The organism is Sphingomonas sp. PvP056 (assembly GCF_040549155.1).
Lineage (GTDB): Bacteria > Pseudomonadota > Alphaproteobacteria > Sphingomonadales > Sphingomonadaceae > Sphingomonas.
Genome location: NZ_JBEPST010000005.1, coordinates 285,678 through 303,601, shown reverse-complemented (window position 1 = coordinate 303,601; position 17,924 = coordinate 285,678). Strand labels below are relative to the sequence as shown.

The 17,924-nt window shown below is 62.7% G+C and carries 14 protein-coding genes; 11 read left to right on the top strand and 3 right to left on the bottom strand.

All coding sequences use genetic code 11. The annotated features are described in order from the left end of the window. Positions 1 to 430: 430 nt before the first annotated feature. The 7 genes from ABIC17_RS14135 to ABIC17_RS14105 are packed head-to-tail and all read left to right on the top strand — an operon-like array spanning position 431 to position 9,534. Positions 431 to 2,863 (top strand): TonB-dependent receptor, encoded by a 2,433-nt coding sequence (locus tag ABIC17_RS14135; RefSeq protein ID WP_354282752.1) that lies wholly within the window; start codon positions 431 to 433, stop codon positions 2,861 to 2,863. A 10-nt stretch (positions 2,864 to 2,873) separates the two neighbouring features. Beyond that, positions 2,874 to 4,106 carry a parallel beta-helix domain-containing protein gene (locus ABIC17_RS14130; protein ID WP_354282750.1) on the top strand — a complete coding sequence of 411 codons (1,233 nt, stop codon included), beginning with the start codon at positions 2,874 to 2,876 and terminating at the stop codon, positions 4,104 to 4,106. Positions 4,107 to 4,114: 8 nt separating this feature from the next. Next, positions 4,115 to 5,413, top strand: a complete 1,299-nt coding sequence (locus ABIC17_RS14125) for an SO2930 family diheme c-type cytochrome (protein WP_354282748.1) — start codon at positions 4,115 to 4,117, stop codon at positions 5,411 to 5,413. Then, complete coding sequence (locus ABIC17_RS14120; RefSeq protein ID WP_354282746.1) at positions 5,410 to 6,663, top strand: D-arabinono-1,4-lactone oxidase; 1,254 nt, start codon at positions 5,410 to 5,412, stop codon at positions 6,661 to 6,663. The genes ABIC17_RS14125 and ABIC17_RS14120 overlap by 4 nt, the downstream gene beginning before the upstream one ends. Next, positions 6,663 to 7,805, top strand: coding sequence for a DSD1 family PLP-dependent enzyme (locus tag ABIC17_RS14115; protein ID WP_354282744.1), 1,143 nt, complete (start codon positions 6,663 to 6,665; stop codon positions 7,803 to 7,805). Before ABIC17_RS14120 ends, ABIC17_RS14115 begins: the two co-directional genes overlap by 1 nt. Continuing rightward, positions 7,802 to 8,920, top strand: coding sequence for a hypothetical protein (locus tag ABIC17_RS14110; RefSeq protein WP_354282742.1), 1,119 nt, complete (start codon positions 7,802 to 7,804; stop codon positions 8,918 to 8,920). Before ABIC17_RS14115 ends, ABIC17_RS14110 begins: the two co-directional genes overlap by 4 nt. Further along, a complete protein-coding gene (locus ABIC17_RS14105; protein WP_354282740.1) occupies positions 8,917 to 9,534 on the top strand; it encodes a TetR/AcrR family transcriptional regulator in 618 nt (205 codons plus the stop codon). The genes ABIC17_RS14110 and ABIC17_RS14105 overlap by 4 nt, the downstream gene beginning before the upstream one ends. 829 nt (positions 9,535 to 10,363) lie before the next feature. On the opposite strand, the gene ABIC17_RS14100 is transcribed toward ABIC17_RS14105, so the two are convergent. After that, on the bottom strand, positions 10,364 to 11,992 hold the full coding sequence (locus ABIC17_RS14100; RefSeq protein ID WP_354282738.1) for an ArnT family glycosyltransferase: 1,629 nt from the start codon (positions 11,990 to 11,992) through the stop codon (positions 10,364 to 10,366). Between the two features lie 144 nt (positions 11,993 to 12,136). Here ABIC17_RS14100 and rfbF point away from each other — a divergent pair, with 144 nt between their 5' ends. Together rfbF and rfbG are read left to right on the top strand one after the other, a co-directional pair. Beyond that, complete coding sequence (gene rfbF, locus ABIC17_RS14095) at positions 12,137 to 12,910, top strand: glucose-1-phosphate cytidylyltransferase (RefSeq protein ID WP_354282736.1); 774 nt, start codon at positions 12,137 to 12,139, stop codon at positions 12,908 to 12,910. After that, entirely contained in the window at positions 12,907 to 13,998 is a 1,092-nt protein-coding gene (gene rfbG, locus ABIC17_RS14090) for a CDP-glucose 4,6-dehydratase (RefSeq protein ID WP_354282734.1), read from the top strand. The genes rfbF and rfbG overlap by 4 nt, the downstream gene beginning before the upstream one ends. 24 nt (positions 13,999 to 14,022) lie before the next feature. On the opposite strand, the gene ABIC17_RS14085 is transcribed toward rfbG, so the two are convergent. After that, a complete protein-coding gene (locus ABIC17_RS14085) occupies positions 14,023 to 14,715 on the bottom strand; it encodes a M23 family metallopeptidase (RefSeq protein ID WP_354282732.1) in 693 nt (230 codons plus the stop codon). Between the two features lie 407 nt (positions 14,716 to 15,122). Between ABIC17_RS14085 and ABIC17_RS14080 the strand changes: the two genes are divergently transcribed. Together ABIC17_RS14080 and ABIC17_RS14075 are read left to right on the top strand one after the other, a co-directional pair. Then, entirely contained in the window at positions 15,123 to 15,899 is a 777-nt protein-coding gene (locus tag ABIC17_RS14080; protein ID WP_354282841.1) for an aldolase/citrate lyase family protein, read from the top strand. Between the two features lie 170 nt (positions 15,900 to 16,069). Beyond that, positions 16,070 to 16,981, top strand: a complete 912-nt coding sequence (locus tag ABIC17_RS14075) for a class I SAM-dependent methyltransferase (protein ID WP_354282730.1) — start codon at positions 16,070 to 16,072, stop codon at positions 16,979 to 16,981. Positions 16,982 to 16,987: 6 nt separating this feature from the next. Here the strand turns inward: ABIC17_RS14075 and ABIC17_RS14070 are convergent, their stop codons facing one another. Then, positions 16,988 to 17,839 (bottom strand): inositol monophosphatase family protein, encoded by an 852-nt coding sequence (locus tag ABIC17_RS14070; RefSeq protein ID WP_354282728.1) that lies wholly within the window; start codon positions 17,837 to 17,839, stop codon positions 16,988 to 16,990. Positions 17,840 to 17,924: the final 85 nt, after the last annotated feature.

Genomic DNA, 17,924 nt, shown 5'->3' with positions numbered 1-17,924 from the left:
TGGGCTTGGGAGCAGGTATTCCGCCATCGATAAGACGTAGGTCAATCGATCTGTCCATCCAAAGCCTAGCGTCCGCTCCGACCTAAACCCGTCATTGCAGTAGCGAGCAAGGGATAACGGCCGAGTCTTACTTCTGGTCGTTTTGCCTTCGCCTGCTGTCCGTCCGACCCCAATGAACCGACGGAAATGACCGTTGACAGTTGGCCAGTGCGGCAGGGCGTCCTGAACGCCCATGTACGGGTCCAAGCATCGATACCCGTATATAAGTTCCTTCATGCGATACGATCAGTTCGCATGAAGGAAAGGCAATGAAAAAGCTTCGCATGTGAGGTAAGTAGCAATCTGTTACTTTCCTCATGTTTACTTCGTCAGAATATAGCGTACGCTATAGTTCGTAATAGAGTTGCGTATCGATACCATGTTGGGGAGCATGAGTATGAAGCAATACGCGACGCTTTGCGCTGGGCTGGCAATCGCCTGCGTCCATCCGGCTACGGCCCAGACAGTAGGCGATCCTGCAGCGCCGCGCGGGCAAACCGCTGCCGACCCGGCATCCGACGCTCGGTCCGACAGTGAAAGGCTGCCGGATATCGTCGTCACCGCACAGCGCCGCGAGCAATCGCTGCAGAAGGTGCCGATCAGCGTTACCGCCTTCACCGCGGACAATATCGCCGCGTTGACAGCAGAATCGATCGGCGACCTCGACACCTTCACGCCCGGTCTCACGATCAACGATACGTCGGTCACGCAACCCAGCTTCACGGTGCGCGGCGTGGCGACCGACGATTTCGGGATCGGCACCGATCCCTCGGTCGGTATCTTCATCGACGGCATTTATTCGGGGCGATCGGGGTCGTCGCTAATCTTCTTCAACGACGTCGCCCGCGTCGAAGTCCTGAAGGGGCCGCAAGGCACGCTGTTCGGGCGCAACACCTCTGCCGGGGCGATCTCTATCATCACCAACAAGCCGAACGATACGCGGTCGCTGAGCGGCACGGTGCAAATCGGCAACTTCAAGAAAATCCGCGGCGATGCGACGCTCAATCTGCCGCTCACCGATACGCTCTTCCTGCGCCTGAACGGCGTCGCCAATGACCGCGAAGGCTATCTCAGGGACGCACTGACCGGTCGGCGGCGCGAGCGCGAGAACAACGCATCGGGGCGTGCCGCCTTACGCTGGGCGCCGACCGACACCACCGATTTCGTGCTCGCTTATGATCATGATGACACCGCCAAGGACGGCCCGTTCGCGATCGGCATCAGCGACACCGCGCTCAGCACCGATCCGCGCGGGCCGTACACGAATGACGTGATCGACGACAAGGAAACGCGGTTGCTCAACGCGGTTTCGTTCACCGCGACGCACCGCACCGGTCCGCTGACCTTGACCAGCATCAGTTCGTTCAAGCATTTCGAAACGCACAATCGCGAGGATGAGGACGGCACCGCCGACCCGACACGCTATTTCGACACGGAGAATATCGAGAAGAACAGCAGCCTGTACCAGGAGCTGCGCGTCGGCTTGGACAATGATCGGCTGAGCGCGATCGTCGGCGGGAGCTATTTTCACGAGCGCGGGCGGCAGACCAGTGCGGCGACCTTGCTGAGCGATTCGGTCGATCGCCTGCTCGACCAGGTGGCCGGTTTTCCGGTCTTCACGATCCTCGACACCTTCGGCGGCTTGCCGGTGTTTGGCCAGCCCTTCCGGGAGGACATGGACAACCGCGCCGCAAACGATTCCTTGGCGGCGTTCGCGGATGCGACCTACAAGGTCACAGATCGACTGAGCCTGACCGCGGGCATCCGTTACACCCGCGATCTGAAGAAGTTTACCTGGACCAACGGCGGGTTCGACGCATCCGGTTTGGAGACGCTGACCGCGCCGGGCGCGCTGTACAATGCCATCACCGATGCAGTCCTCGGCATATCGCCCTTTCCCGACGCTGCATCGATCAGCGCGGCTGACTTCTTCCGCGCGACGGTCGGCGCGAGCGGCTTGATCTTCGATGTCGGCGCACTGGAAGGGGTGCCCTTCACGCGGCGCGAGAGCTTCAATGACGTGTCGCCGCGCTTCGTCGGGCAATACGACCTCAACGCCGACCTTCACCTCTATGCGTCGGCATCGCACGGCTACAAGGCCGGGGGTTACAATTCGACCGAGATCAACTCGTTCTTCGCCCCCGAACGGGTGTGGAATTTCGAGGGCGGTTTCAAGTCCGAGCTCTTCGATCGGCGAGTCCGGTTCAACCTTTCGGGCTATTATTTCAAATATCGCAACCGCCAGTCGATCAGCCTGGAAAACGCCGGCGGCGCGCTGCCGCAATATATCACACGGTCTGGGGATTCGCAGGCATATGGTGCCGATCTCGAGACCCAGTTCGTCGTCTCGCGCGATTGGACGGTCGGCTTTACCGCGGGTGCCATCGAATCGACGTGGGTCACGCGGGTCGAGCAAGGCGTGAATATTGCCCGGCAGCCGACGGGCGAACCAAGCTTCCGCGGTATCGCCAGCGCGCATTACAAGCATGACTTCGGCGTGGGCAGCCTCTTCGCCGATGCGAGCTACAGCCACACTTCGAAACAGCGGATCAACGACGCGACGCGCGCGATCGATACGGCGATCGCGCCATTCGTCGATTTCTCCAAGCTCGGCGCGCTCCGCTCGGCGCGCGACATCGTCAACGCGCGGGTCGGCTGGCGCTTGCCCGGCAACCATGTGACGATTTCGGCCTATGCCGAGAACCTGCTCGACAAGAGATATTACCGCACGCTCAACACGATCTCGGCCGACATCTTTCAGACGCCGTATGTCCGGGCGGAGCGGCCGGGTTTCTACGGTGTCGAATTGGGCTTTCGCTTTTGAGGAGAGGAAGATGCACAGGAAACTCCTGGCGCTGGGGGGCACGGTAAGCCTGGCATTGCTCGCCGGTTGTGCCGGGCCCAGGACCGATGCGCAGGGCTTCGTGATCGACCCTGATTTCGAAAAGACGCTCCAAGGCAAGCTGATCGACGCGAAGCCCGGTGACGTGGTGACGATTCCAGCGGGCAAATACGCGCTGAGCCGCAGTCTCAGCCTCATCGCCAATGGCGTGACGGTAAAGGGCGCGGGGATGGACAAGACTATCCTGTCCTTTGCCAAGGCAACATCGGGTGCCGAGGGGATGCTCGTCACCGGCGACGATTTCACGATCCAGGATTTGGCGTTCGAGGACAGCAAGGGCGACGCGCTGAAGATCAACGGCACCAGGAATGCGGTGATGCGCCGCGTGCGCGCGTCGTGGAGCGGTGGCTCGAAGAGCAGCAACGGTGCCTATGGTCTTTACCCTGTGCAAGTCACCAACGTGCTGATCGAGAATTCGGTGGTGAAGGGTGCGTCGGACGCCGGCATCTATGTCGGCCAGTCGAACAACATTATCGTCCGCAACAACCGCGCCGAGGGCAATGTCGCAGGAATCGAAATCGAAAATTCGAACCATGCCGACGTTTATGGCAACACCGCGACAGGCAATACCGGCGGTATTCTCGTGTTCAACATGCCCAACCTGCCGGTCCCGGGCAGCATGACGCGGGTCTATCGGAACACCGTCGTCGCCAACAATCACGCCAATTTCGGCGCGAAAGGGAGCGCGGTCAGCTCGGTCCCGCCGGGGTCGGGGGTGATTGTCAATTCGAACGACGAGGTCGAGATTTTCGACAACGACGTGAAGGACAACAAGACCGCCAACGTCATCATCTCGAGCTACTTCTCGACCGGCTTCGACACCAAGAGCGGGATCGCGGCGGCCTATGATCCGTACCCGGAGAACATCTTCGTCACCGACAACCGCTTCTCGGGCGGTGGTGACGATCCCGGCGGTCGCTTCGTCCCGATGAAGGCGCTTGCCGGGGGACGTTTGCCCGATGTGCTGTGGGACGGCTTCGTCAATCCCAAGCTCAAATCCGCGGGAATCTGCGTGCGCAACGGCACCGCGAAACTGCTGAACGTCGACGGGCCGGGCAAGTTCGCCAATGCGCGGATCGATCCCGCGGTCGATTGCGCGCCTGCCAGCCGACTCCCCGAAATCGCGCTCCCGCCGGCGATGACGAAGGACAGTGGCAAGCCGTGACGCAGAGCGTGTTCGCGTATCCCGTTCCCCTTTGGCGCTTCCCCGGCGAAGGCCGGGGCCTAGTTGGAAAGGTTGATGAGGCCGGGCGCAACGCTGCCTTTCTAGCGTTCCGCGACTGGGCCCCGGCCTTCGCCGGGGCAGCGCCTTGGAGGTGGATCAGCGTTGCTATTCTCATCCTGCTGGCGGGATGCGGTGGTGCGCCGCGCGGGGTGACGTTCCACCCCGACGAGAATCCGGCGAATCTTTCCGAATGGGGGCTGTTCACGCGCACTGCGGGACGGCTGGCACCGCACGACGGGATGGTCACGTACGAGCTCAACACACCGTTGTTCAGCGACTATGCGCAGAAGTGGCGGACGATCTGGATGCCCAAAGGGGTCCATGCCACATACGATCCGGAAAAATGGTTCGATTTTCCGGTCGGCACGATCATCACCAAGACGTTTTACTATTCGACCCCGGTCGACGCAGCCGCACCGCAAACCAGTGGTGAAGTGCTCAAGGTCACGCCCGCCACCTATCAGACCGGGGTGTCTGGGCTCAACCTCCGCCATGTCCGGCTGATCGAAACGCGGCTGCTGGTGAAGCGCACCAGCGGTTGGGTCGCCTTGCCCTATGTCTGGAACGCCGATGGCAGCGATGCGACGCTCGAGCGTACCGGTGCCGACGTACCGCTGACCCTGATCGATGGCGCGCATAGGGATGCGTTCAGCTACACCGTGCCCAATCAGAACCAGTGCTCCGGCTGCCACGCCCAGGATTTCCGCACGCGCGCGATCAACCCGATCGGGCTCAAGGCGCGCCACCTCGACCGGACCTTTGCGGGCGAGGGTGGTGAGATCAACCAGCTCCGCCGGCTGGTGGCGCTGGGCTACCTCACCGGCGTGCCGGGCCAGGTGCCGCCCGGCAATGCAAAGTGGCAGGACGAGAAGGCCGGCACGATCGGGCAAGCCCGCGCCTATCTCGACATCAATTGCAGCCATTGCCACAACCGTGTTGGCGCGGCGCGGACTTCGGGCCTGTGGCTCGATACGAAAACCGCCGACCCGCGGATGCTCGGCACGTGCAAGCCCCCGGTCGCCGCCGGGCGCGGCGCGGGGGATCGTCCCTTCGATGTCGTGCCGGGGCAGCCCGATCGCTCGATCCTGACCTACCGGCTCGCCAGTACCGATCCGGGCGAGATGATGCCCGAACTCGGCCGGGATCTGGCACATGGCGAAGGACTTGCCGTCATCACACGCTACATCGCGACGATGAAGGGGGCGTGTGACGCGGTTGACGGGTCCAAGCGGGTTACGGCGCGATGAACTGGTCGAATTGGTCGGGCAGTGTCCGCAGCGCCGCGCCGGTCTTGCGCCCGACCAGCGAAGCGGACCTCGGCAAGGCGATCCGCGCGGCGACGAGCGTGCGCGCGGTCGGGGCGGGACATTCGTTCATGCCGCTGTGCGATTCCAACGGGATCATCGTCAGCCTGGAGGATATGGCGGGCGCGATGACCGTCGCGCCCGACCGCCGCACCGCGCGCATCCCGGCGGGATGGAGCATCAAGCGGCTGACCGCGGGGTTGTTCGATCAAGGCCTCGCGCTCGCCAACCAGGGCGACGTCAATCCGCAATCGCTTGCGGGCGCGATGGCGACGGGCACGCATGGCACCGGGCGCGATCTCGGCAGTTTGTCGACCTTCGCGCGCGGTTTCCGGCGCATCGGGGCGGATGGCGAGGCGGTCTGGTGCGATGCCGCGACCAATCCCGATCTGTTCGAAGCGCATCGCCTGTCGCTCGGCATGTTCGGCATCGCGACCGAAATCGTCGTGGACGTGGTGCCGGCCTTTCATCTGTCCGAACGGATCGAAAAGAAGCCGTGGGGGGAAATCCGCGAACGCTATGACGCGTTGGTGACGCAGCAGCGCCACGTCGAATTCTGGTTTTTCCCGCACGCTGACAGCGTGATCCTGAAGACGCTCGAGCTGACCGACCCGTGCGATCCGCCCAAATCGACCAGCGATGTGGACGAGGCCACGTTCCGCCGCGTGCTCGATCTGGGGGCGTGGGTGCCGCCGCTGATCCCGACGCTCCAGCGGCTGATGATGAAGACCAATATGGACGGCAACCGGCGCGGGCCGGCTCACGCGATCTTCCCATCGGATCGCACGATTCCGTTCGAGGAGATGGAATATGAAATGCCCCGCGCGGTTGGGCTGGAGGTGCTGGAGGAGGTGGTCGGCTGGATTCGCCGCAAGCGATTGCCCGTGTCGTTCCCGTTCGAATTCCGTGTCGTGGCAGCCGACGATATCTGGATGAGCCCGATGAATGCTGGCCCGGTCGCGGCGATTTCGATGCACCAATATGCCAGGATGCCGTGGCGTGCGCTGTTCGCCGATGCCGAAGCGATCTTTCGTGGAGGCGGCGGACGGCCGCATTGGGCCAAGCGCCACACGCTCGGTCGCGCCGATGTCGACGCGCTCTACCCGATGGCGGAGCGTTACCGCGCCGTGCGCCGCGCCGCCGACCCGTCGGGCAAGTTCCTCAACCCCCATTTGGCGGAGCTGTTTTCCTGATGGATGACCTCAAGCTGCATCAGCATCTGATCGGCCAGCAAGGGTCGCGCGGCGCGCTCAACACGCCGGTGCTGGTGCTCGACCGCGATCAGCTCGATGCCAATATCGCGGTGATGCAAGCACTGGCTACTGCGCACGGCGTCGCGCTCAGGCCGCACGGCAAGACGCACAAGAGCGTCGATATCGCGCGACGTCAGATCGCGCGCGGCGCGGTCGGCCTGTGCTGTGCCAAGATCGGCGAGGCGGAGGTGTTCGCCGATGGCGGCGTCGACGGGTTGCTGATTACCTCGCCGGTCGCGGCACCAGCGGCGATCGTACGGCTGGCGGCGCTGGCCGGGCGCAGCGCGGGGCTGATGGTGGCGGTCGATGATCCCGGCGTGGTCGCACGGACCCAGCAAGTGCTGGCCGAAGCAGGCACGACACTCCACGTGGTGATCGACATCGACCCCGGCATCCGGCGCACCGGCGTCGCGTCGCCCGAGGCAGCGGTCGCGCTCGCCGAGGCGATCACGAGGTGCGACAACATCACGCTTTGCGGCGTGCAATGTTATTGCGGGATCCAGCAGCATATCGAGGACTATGCCGCCCGCCGCACCGCGATCATCGAGCGCACCACCTATCTGTCGAGCGTCATCGCGGCGCTGACCGATGCCGGCTATCCACCTGAAATCGTGACGGGCTCCGGCACCGGCACGCACCGCATCGATTTGGACCTCGGTGTCTTTACCGAGCTTCAGGTCGGGTCCTACGTCTTCATGGATAAGCAATATCTCGATTGCGACTTGATCGGCGACGGCACGACGCCGTTTGCGCCGTCGCTTGCTGTCGATGCGCGCGTGGTCAGCGCCAATCACGATGCGCTGGTGACGATCGACGCCGGCTTCAAATCGCTGTCGACCGACGGCGGCGCGGCGCAAGTGCGCAGCGGCGTAGCGGCGGACGCGATGTTCGTGTTCATGGGCGACGAACACGCCGCGCTGATCGCGCCGGGGATCGGCGAGGCGCTGCGTCCCGGCGATGCGGTAAGCCTGACCGTGCCGCATTGCGACCCGACGGTGAACCTCTACGACCATTACCATGTCGTGCAGGGCAGTACGCTGGTCGAGATCTGGCCGGTCAGCGCGCGCGGGCGCGCACGGTGACGCCCCGCGCCGGTCACGTCGCGGCCATTCTGGTCGTCGGCGTGATCGGCGTGCTGATCGCTGGATTGCAGCCGCAATTGCTCGGCGCGCTGGCGCTGGAAGGCCGTCTGTCGGTTGCGGCGCTGGGCGGACTGGCCACGGTCGAGCTACTCGCGATGGGGATCGCGGCGGCTGCGGCGAGCTTCATCCTGCCAGCGAACCGGCTGCGGGCGATCGCACTGTGCGCGCTGCTGGCAACGGGGCTGCTGGATCTTGCCACGCCGCTTTGCGGCAGTGGCGACATTTTCGCCGCCCGCATCGCCGCCGGTCTGGGGGAGGGCGTGCTGATCTGGATCGCGATCGGTTTCATCGTCGGCACCGCTCGGCCCGAGCGCTGGTCGGGAATCTATCTTGCGCTGCAAACGCTCGCGCAATGCGCGCTGGCCAGCTTCATCGGGTTGTTTGCGGCGAGCAGCGGCGGCGGGTTCGGCACGCTCGGGGCGGTGACGCTTGCAGGGGTCGTCGCGGTGCGGTGGATGCCCGATGCGCACGCGGCGAGCGCCGGAGACGCGGATGGTGGCACGTTGCCGCACGGGCGCGGGCTGCTCGCGTTGGCCGGCGTCCTGCTCTACCTCGCGTTCATCGTTGCGATCTGGGTCTATGTCGAGCCGCTTGCGCGTCAGCGCGGCGTGCTGGCACCGACCGTACGTTTCATCGTGCCGCTCTCGCTGGCGATGCAAGTGATCGGCGCTGGCGCTGCGACGGTGCTGGCGGGGCGTCTGCCGCCCCGCGCGACAATCCTGTACGTGGGGCTGCTCAATCTCGGCGTGCTCGCGGTTATGGCGGAAGCACCATCGGGCCTGTTCGTCGTGGCGATCGCCATGTTCGGCTTCCTGTGGCTGTTCGCGCTGCCGTTCCAAGTTTCGCTTGTCATCGCCGCCGATCCGACCCGTCGGGCAGCGGTGTTGATTGGGGGCGCGCAATTGACGGGATCGAGCCTCGGTCCGCTGCTCGCCAGCGCCCTGGTCGCCGACAGCAACGTCGCGTCGGTGCTGCTGTTCGGTACGATTTGCCTCGTTGCCGCGGTGTTGGCCCTGTTGGGCGCGGGCTCGCCGCGCCATGGCGTCGGCGCATGACGACCCCGGCTATCTCCAAGCGCTCCAAGCCCAAGCAGGAACGCGCCCATCTGACCTACGAGCGCTTGCTCGACGTCGCGGGCGCGCTACTGGACGAAGTCGGGATCGGCCGCATCTCGACCAACATGATTTGCGCCCGCGCCGAACTGACGCCGCCCGCGCTGTATCGTTATTTCGACGGCAAATATGCGGTGCTGGAGGCACTTGGGCGGCGTCTGATGGCACGCAAGAACATCGTGCTCGAACACTGGGTCGCGCGCCATGTCGAGCACGGCGTGGACGCGTTGCGCGACGGGATCGAGGAATTGCAGCGCGAAACCGCGGCGGTGACGCAGTCCGAGCCGGGCGCAGTCTGGATCCTCCGCGCGCTGCATGCCACGCCGCAGCTGGTCCATGTCCGCCTCGAATCGCACCGTTACGTCACCGATCAACTCGTCGCGGCCTATGCACGGCACCTGCCGCACGTAGATCGAGCCGATTTATGGCAACGCCTCCGTCTGGCGGAGGAGGTTGGTTTTGCTGTCGATGAAATGTTGCAGGAAGAGGATCACATCGCCCCCGAACGCGCGTTCAAGCACGTCGCGGCTTTGCTTCGGATGGATCTCAGTTATTGAGCCTACGCAAAACGCGCAAGCGACGCAAGAAACGGGCGTGAGCGAACGGTTGCATGCAGTGCGGTGTAACCTTACGGATGGAGATATTTAAACAAATTGGCCACGCCGTTTCGTAAATAACATTGGTCCAAGAACTGCGGGATCGCTGTCAAGCAAAGATGCCACCGCTTCTTGGGACTAAGTTTAATTGACCGGAAAGGTTCCGGTGAGTACATTAGAACAATTGGTAGCATTAATTAACCACCGGATAGATGCCGACTAGGCAGCGGCAGGAACTGTTTGAAGGAAGTTTCGGAAATTGTCGCTTGGCGGGCGGGACCAGAGGCAAGCTTCGTAACGAGGGCGATGCATACGATCGATGGTGCGTTCGGCAATTGAAGCGTATGACGACAGTGGTGCCGGTTAAGCCAGTCGTACAATTTCTCGCGCTGCTGCCTCGAGCGAGAACGGTCAAGGGTGTTCACGAGCATCGATGATCAGCTCATCCGAGCGTAAGCTCGGTTTGAGAGAGCTGTCGGGCCAGTTGCGAAAGGCCGAAATTGTGTCAACGCGATGTTACAGCCGAAACTGACGATGAGCCGAAAACACGTTCTACAGGGGGCAAACTACAGGGGTCAAATTGAGTCCCCGCATGCAAACGCTAAACGGCAAAGCTGTCCTTACGAGCGGCGTTGTCGTCTATGGCGCCCGTGCCGAGCTTAACAACTGTTGCCACGACGTCCGCCGCAGGGGTGGGCTCCCCCCACGATAGATCGTGACGCTCTGTATTAGCTTTCCGAGCGTAGTTGGGAGGTGGCTCGGTTGCTCTGTTCCCGAAATTCATTCCCTGTCAGGAGTGGCAGCGGGGCTCGTTCGAGCGCATCGTTTGAGCGCGACAGGCTGGCAAGCGGATGATCCGTACGATCGGCCCACCGACGCTCCCGGGGTGAGGCGTGAAGACCGCGACCAGATGCCCTCCCGCTGCGATGCGGCGATAGTTGGCGATCTCGGTCGGAAAACGCGCGCTTTCGGCAACATAGCGGTCGTAATTGGCAAAAATCAAATAGTCAGCGCGACAACTCTCCGTGCGGTCCGCTTCTATGTCAGCAAAATCGACGATAGGTCGTGACGAATGCCACGAGCCGACGGTGGAGACGGTTATCTGCCGCGTCACAAAGGTGCGTGGGTCGAAACATCCGCGATTGCCGCCCGGATACAGGAAGCGCCATGGCGCGGACAATGCGTCAAAGGCCAGATATTCGATCGCGACGGTGTTGCCCGGTGGAATATGCTGCATGGCCCAGGCCGTGGCGAGACGACGTGTGTCGACGGCGCGTTCGACCGCCTGGGCGTTGGCAACACGCAATGGCGGTACGGCGACAAGGAGCGTGATCGCGATTGCGGCCGGAAGCTTGAACAGTGGAAAATGCTTTCGGACCTTATCAACAAAAGAAACCGTGGCGTAGGCGAGTGCGATCGTCAGCAGCGGAAGGAGCGGCACCACCCAGCGCTCCCAAATCAGGTTCTGGACGGTGATCGAGACGAAGAATACGCCGATCGCGCTTCCGACGACGTAGCCGAAGATCGGCTGGCGCCGCGCGCTCGCGACGAGCCCGGCCGCAGCGAGCGCCAAGCCGCCAATTCCTAGCGCATTGGTCAGCGGATTGCCCAGATACCAGCCCATATTGGCCAGGAGTCCGTTGCCGGTCGCACCGACATGAACCGCTCGACCTTCACCCTGCAGGTTCGAAATCACGGTCGCGAAGTCCAGAACCAGGTAAGGTGACACGATCACGCAACTTGCGACGGCCATGAGCGCACAGCAGCCGAGCCTGCGCAGCGCCAAGCGGTATTCGCTCGGATAGAGCCGGATCCGAAGCAGCGCTGCGCCCACGACACCCGCCGCCACCGTTCCCGCGGGCCATTTGGTGGCACAGGCGATCCCGACCCACATGCCCGCAATAAGATAGGCGCGCAGCGACCCGCGCTCGACGATCCGCATCGCTGCAAGCAAGGCCAACAGGATGAAGATGGTCGACTGCATATCGGTGCGGATGATCTGCGAATAACGGATGTGGATCGGATCGATCGCCAGCAGCGCCGCAGTCAGCAGGGCGACCCGCGTATCGAACAACCGTCGGGCTAGTTGATACGCCAGAAGAATAACGGTCAGGCCGCTGATCAGTATGACGACACGGCCAGGGAGAAAAGCAACCGCGGGATCGTGAAAAAGTGCCTTAGCGAAGGCATTCGTGTCGGGAAAACGCCCGGTCAATGTTCCTACCAGTACGATGCCGGCCTCGACCAGTGCGAGCGAGTAGATCGTGGTCGTACCCGGGTGGCCGAACCACCCGGGGTTTAACGTATGCTCCTTGAGCAGCTTCAGGGCGATCAGCACGAAGATCGGCTCGTCCGGATCAAGCAACGCCGGAAGACCAAAATCCAGTCCGCGCAGACGCATAGCGAAGGCAGTTGCCATAATAGCTACAAGCACCAAGATACGCCATGGTCGCACTGACCCTACTATTGATTGAATCATCATCTTCATTACAGGCGATTGGCAGTAGCATTAGCCTTTGTCTATTTATAGAAGCGCCTCCTGCGACACCGCGGGGGGAACAATATGACGACGGCAGTAATCTTGGCGGGCGGACTCGGCAGCAGGCTGGGCGAAGAAACCGCCGTCCGGCCAAAGCCGATGGTCGAGATCGGCGGAATGCCAATCCTTTGGCACATCATGAAGATCTACACTGCCGGCGGGATCACCGACTTCGTTATCTGCCTTGGTTACAAGGGATATCTCATCAAGGAGTTCTTCGCGAACTACTTCCTCCACACCTCCGACGTGACGGTCGACATGTCCAAGAACTCGCTGGAGGTTCACTGTTCCCGGAGCGAACCGTGGCGCGTCACGCTGGTCGATACGGGCCCGACGACGATGACGGGGGGCCGGCTCGCGGCGGTGCGGTCGCATCTGAAGGACGATGAGCCTTTCTGCTTCACCTATGGCGACGGCGTGAGCGACATCGACATCGCCGGGCTGGTCGCCTTCCACAACAGCCACGGACGCCGTGCCACCGTCACCGCGGTCAGCCCGCCGGGACGTTTCGGCGCGATCGATTTCGACGGCGACCGTGTCGCAGGCTTCAAGGAGAAGCCGGCTGGCGACGGCGGGCGAGTCAACGGCGGCTTTTTCGTCGCCGACCCGAGCGTGCTCGATCTCGTTTCCTCGTCCGAGACGGTGTGGGAGGCAGAACCGCTCGAGACGCTCGCCAGCTCCGGCGACCTCATGGCCTATCGCCATGACGGCTTCTGGCAGCCAATGGATACCTTGCGCGACAAAATCTATCTCGAGGATCTGTGGAGCCGCGACGAGGCTCCGTGGAAGGTCTGGTGAGTAGCGCAGGCACGGCGACCAGCTGGCAGGGAAGGCGCGTCCTCGTCACCGGCCATACCGGCTTCAAGGGCGGTTGGTTGACGCTCTGGCTGCACCAGCTCGGGGCCGAGGTCGCTGGCCTGTCGCTGACGCCGGCGACCGATCCCAGCCTGTTCGAGGCGGCGCGGATCGGCGATCTGGTCGATCACCACATCGCCGATATCCGCGACCTGGCGGCGGTCGAGCGCGTGATCGATCAGGTCCGGCCGGAAGTGATCTTCCATCTCGCGGCGCAGCCGTTGGTTCGGCTGTCGTATGCGCAGCCGGTCGAGACCTTCGCCACCAACGTGCTCGGCACGGTGCATGTCATGGATGCGGCGCGGCGGATTGGCGGGGTGGCGGCGTTGGTCTGCATCACCACCGACAAATGCTACGAGAATCGCGAGTGGATCTGGCCCTATCGCGAAAGCGACCCGATGGGTGGGCATGATCCTTACAGCAGCAGCAAGGGGTGCGCCGAACTGGCGATCGCGGCCTATCGCCGGTCGTATCATCTGACGGGCGCGGCGGGCGAGGACCCGATGGCGCTAGCCTCGGTGCGGGCCGGCAATGTGATCGGCGGTGGCGACTGGTCGCTCGATCGGCTGGTGCCCGATCTGGTGCGGGCGTTCGAACAGGGCTCGGCGCCCGAGATTCGCGCGCCCTTGTCGGTGCGGCCATGGCAGCATGTGCTGGAGGCACTAAGCGGCTATCTGCTCCTCGCCGAGCGGATGCTGGCGCGCGCGCCGGGCTTTGCCGATGCGTGGAATTTCGGCCCGGCGGATGAGGTCGCGCGCCCGGTCGGCTGGATCGTCGAGACGATGCGCGCCGCCTGGGGAGGCGACGCCGCGGAGTCGTTGCCCTTCTCGGGCGCGGTGCCGCACGAGGCCGGGTTGCTCAAGCTCGACACGTCGAAGGCGCGGGCGCTGCTCGGCTGGCGGCCGGTGCTACGGCTCGAGGAAGCACTGGAGTGGATCGTGACCTGGCACAAGCAGGTCGGCGCGGGCGGTGACGCGCGGGCGGCGACGCTCGACCAGATCGCTGCTTATCGGGCGCGGGTCGAGCGGTAACGGTGCGGGCGCGGTGTCCGCACGTCAGCGCAAACGCGATTGCGGCAACGCCGTTGCATCCGGACCGTACCCGCTCCAGTGCAGCTGGAGCGGGACGAGTGGCTCCCGTTCACCACGGGCGAGCAACACTCCATCCTGCGTCATCGGATCGACCGCCGCGCCGCGCTGCCGAACTTCGAAATGGAGATGCGCGCCGGTCGAGCGACCGGTCGAGCCGACATTCCCGATGACGGCCCCCTGCGAAACGGCACCGGGGACGACGGTGATCGACCGCAGATGCGCATAGCGCGTCTCGTTGCCATCGCCGTGATCGATCCGGACCATATTGCCATACCCACGGCTCCATCCGGCAAAGGTGACCGTGCCGCTTCCGGCAGCATGGACGGGCGTTCCGACCGGGTCCGGGATGTCGATGCCCCTATGTGCGCGCATGCCGCCGTGCAGTGGGTCGCGGCGGATGCCGAAGCGGGAAGAAAGATGCGCTACGGCGACAGGAAGTTCGAGTCGCTCGTGGACCGATACTGCCGCCGGACGCGACCAGCGCAGCATCGTCGTATCGAAATCAGCACCGCCCGATGGCAGCGCGCCCCCCTGGGGTAGCGCAGTCCCATCAGGCCGGGGGAGGCTCGGCTCGGCCTTCGCTACCGTCGCCGCAGCGGACGGCAGCGCCGACGAAACCGCGAGGGCGGTGATCACGGCGATCAGGGATGACATCATGCGCCGCCCGTATCACGCTTGCCGGGAAACGATAAGGGACCGTAACGATTCCGGTCACCCCGGGCAGCGGCGATCGCCGCGCCAATCCGCAACGGAACCGCCGCCGCCGCAAGACCGACCGCAATCGACCATATGCCCGCCAGACCCAAGCGCCACGTCGTTCAAAAGCCGCGGGACTGGGTGGTCGCAGCGGCGGTACCGGCAACCGCAACCATCGCTGCGCCTGCAAGATCGCAACACGTTGGTACCAGTCAATTTTATTACGCACCAAGTTTAGACCTTGAATTTTTATAGTTGATAAGTCAACTGGCGGGGCGTGTAAGAACAGCTAATGGATTGTACTGCCAGCAGCGAAATAACGAAAATTGGCAGGGAGTAATATTTCCGTGAACTCTTTAGAACGTAAGATGCTGGATGTGCTCAAGAAAGGTCGCGACAGCTATGGCGTTGTAGCCGTAAAGGCTGAATTCGAGGCCGAAGGTACACGTCCGGACGAGTTTCACCGTCTGCTCGAAATCGCACAGCGTGCCGATGTAAAGGTCGCACTCAAGATCGGCGGTTGCGAAGCAGTCAGCGATCTTCTATCAACCAAGGTTTATGGCATCGACCATGTGATCGCGCCCATGGTGGAAACCCGCTACGCGCTATCCAAGTATATCGAAGCAAAGGACAAGGTACACGGTCCCGAGAACCAGCGGACCCAGTTCCTGTTCAATCTCGAGACCCAGACGACGCTCCAGAATCTCGACGAGATGGTCGAGCTCGCCAAGGGCAATGTCGACGGAGTCGTCTTCGGACGCGTCGATTTCACGCTCTCGCGCGGCATGCCGCGCGGCGCGGTCAACGAGCGTTCGATCACCGAAGCAGTGCTTCTCGTCGCGCATGCATGCCGCGATGCCGATCTCGAGCTGGTCGTTGGCGGTTCGGTGTCGGCCGAGGCGATCGACGCCTTGCGCGAAGTTCGCAAGGTACGTCTCGACCGGTTCGAGACGCGCAAGATCATCTTCGAGGGCAACGCGATCGAAACCGACAAGATCGTTGCCGGGATCGCCAACGCAGTCGATTTCGAGCTGATGTGGCTCCAGAATAAGCGCGATTACTACATGAAAATCGCCAAGGAGGACGAGCCGCGGATCGAAATGATGCAGAAACGCCAGCGCGCTTCGCAGCTCGAGACCGTCTGAGGGCGTTGTTCAACGCCTATCAGGAAAAAGGATAGCCTCGATACTCCTTTGAGGAGGCTGAACCCCGGTCGGCAATTAGGGCGTAGCACGTCTCATGGACAACCAACCGCCCGGACACGCGAAGGACAGGATAGACACAACGGTTATTTGCGAGGCTCACAAAGCAAAGCATGACTCCGATATCCTTCCTCAGCCGCGCCTGTCCGGTCTGCGCTTCCACCTCGGCACGTGCCGAGGCATCTTCGGATCAACGCGCCGAGGACCTTTCCCTTGATCAACTGCGCCCCTATTGGAGCGGCCTGTTCAAGAAGAAGGTATTTTTCTCCTACGATCGGTGCGCAGCGTGTGGCGTTTTGTTCGCACCGACGTATTTTTCAGACGAGCAACTCGAGCAGCTTTATGCGGACATGGCGCCCAATATGGAAGTGGTGCCGACCGCATCGCTCGAAGCGACGCAGCGCGGGTATTGGGATGTCACGGCCGGGACAGCGCCGCTCGACGGTGGCTATCTCGAAATCGGCCCCGACGTCGGTTATATCGTTCGCCTTGCGGTCGCCGAAGCGCGGTTCGACCACTATTGGTTGTTCGAGCCGAATGGGGCCGTGCATGGCGCGCTCGCTCAAGCAGCAGGGAATGCTCCGCACGACATTTCGTTGGAGATGAACGACCTTTCGATCGTACCCGACAGGTCGGTCGGCCTCGCCGTCATGGTCCACGTGCTTGACCATTTGCTTGACCCCCGAGCGATGCTCGAGCGTATCCGGGTCAAGCTCAAGCCCGGCGGCGTCTTGATGATCGTTACCCACAATGAGGCATCGTTGCTGCGCAAGTTGATGGCGTCGCGCTGGCCGCCTTTTTGCCTCCAGCACCCCGAACTCTATAGCCCGGCCTCGATCAAGACTCTCGTACGCCGTGCCGCGTATCAAAAGGTCGAAGTGCAAAGGTCAGTCAATTATTTCCCAATCGACTTCATGGTCCGACAAGCCGCCTACACGGTAGGGATCGACCTGGGCAAAATCCCATTGCCCAAGGCAGCGTTGGGCCTGAAGCTCGGTAATATGATCACGCTCGCGCACGTCTGACCAACGTTATCTCCAGCGCGCTGACGATCCCGCTTGCGATCGAAGCGTTTTGGGCAAGGTTGGCTGGCCGAGTAGAACCTCTGCGCCGAGATCCCACAAAGCAGGCGTCGCAGCCGCCAAGATCCCCGTTCCGTCATCGCCCACGCAATAAGGCGTCCCGTCCCAGCGTGCGACATGGCCCCCAGCCTCCATCAGGAACAACGCGCCCGGAATATGATCCCATGGCAGCGTTCGCTGAAACATCGCCAGATCATTCTGGCCCAGACAGATCCGCGGATAGTGCTCGGCCGCGCACCGCGGGATCGGGACCACCTCAAACGCGCGCTCCGCCCGGGCGTGAACCGCGGCGCGCCCTTCCTCGGTCATGAATTGCGACGCGATAGATACGATCGGAAATTCTGCATTGCTGGGCTTCGCCGTGATCGCCACATCATTGATGAACGCGCCCCCGCCACGACTCGCGTGGCACATCCGGTTGCTTACCGGATCGAACAGCCAGCCTGCTTGAGCCACCCCATCTTCGACTAGCGCAATCATGATGCCAAAGGGCTGCCGACCAGCCGCAAAGTTCGCGGTGCCGTCGATCGGATCAATGATCCAGCACCGTCCACGATCGAGATCGGCTTGCAGCGTGGGGTCTGCCGAACAGGCTTCTTCGCCCACGATCCGCGCATCACCGTCGATGACGTTCAGCCCTTCGGATAGCCGAATTTCGGCTTCGCGATCAGCTATGGTTACGATCTCACCCGGTGACTTTTCCACGATTTCATCGGCGCGTAGATTGAGAAACCGTGGCAAGACGATTTCCGCGGCTACTTGCCGGAGCAAGGCACTTACTAAATTGTGGTGGTGATGCACAATAACTCCATGATGAGTTTGATCCAGACCAGGCCGCCGAACGTCCTTGCTCTTTCGCGATCAGGTCGCAATCACTTTCACGACT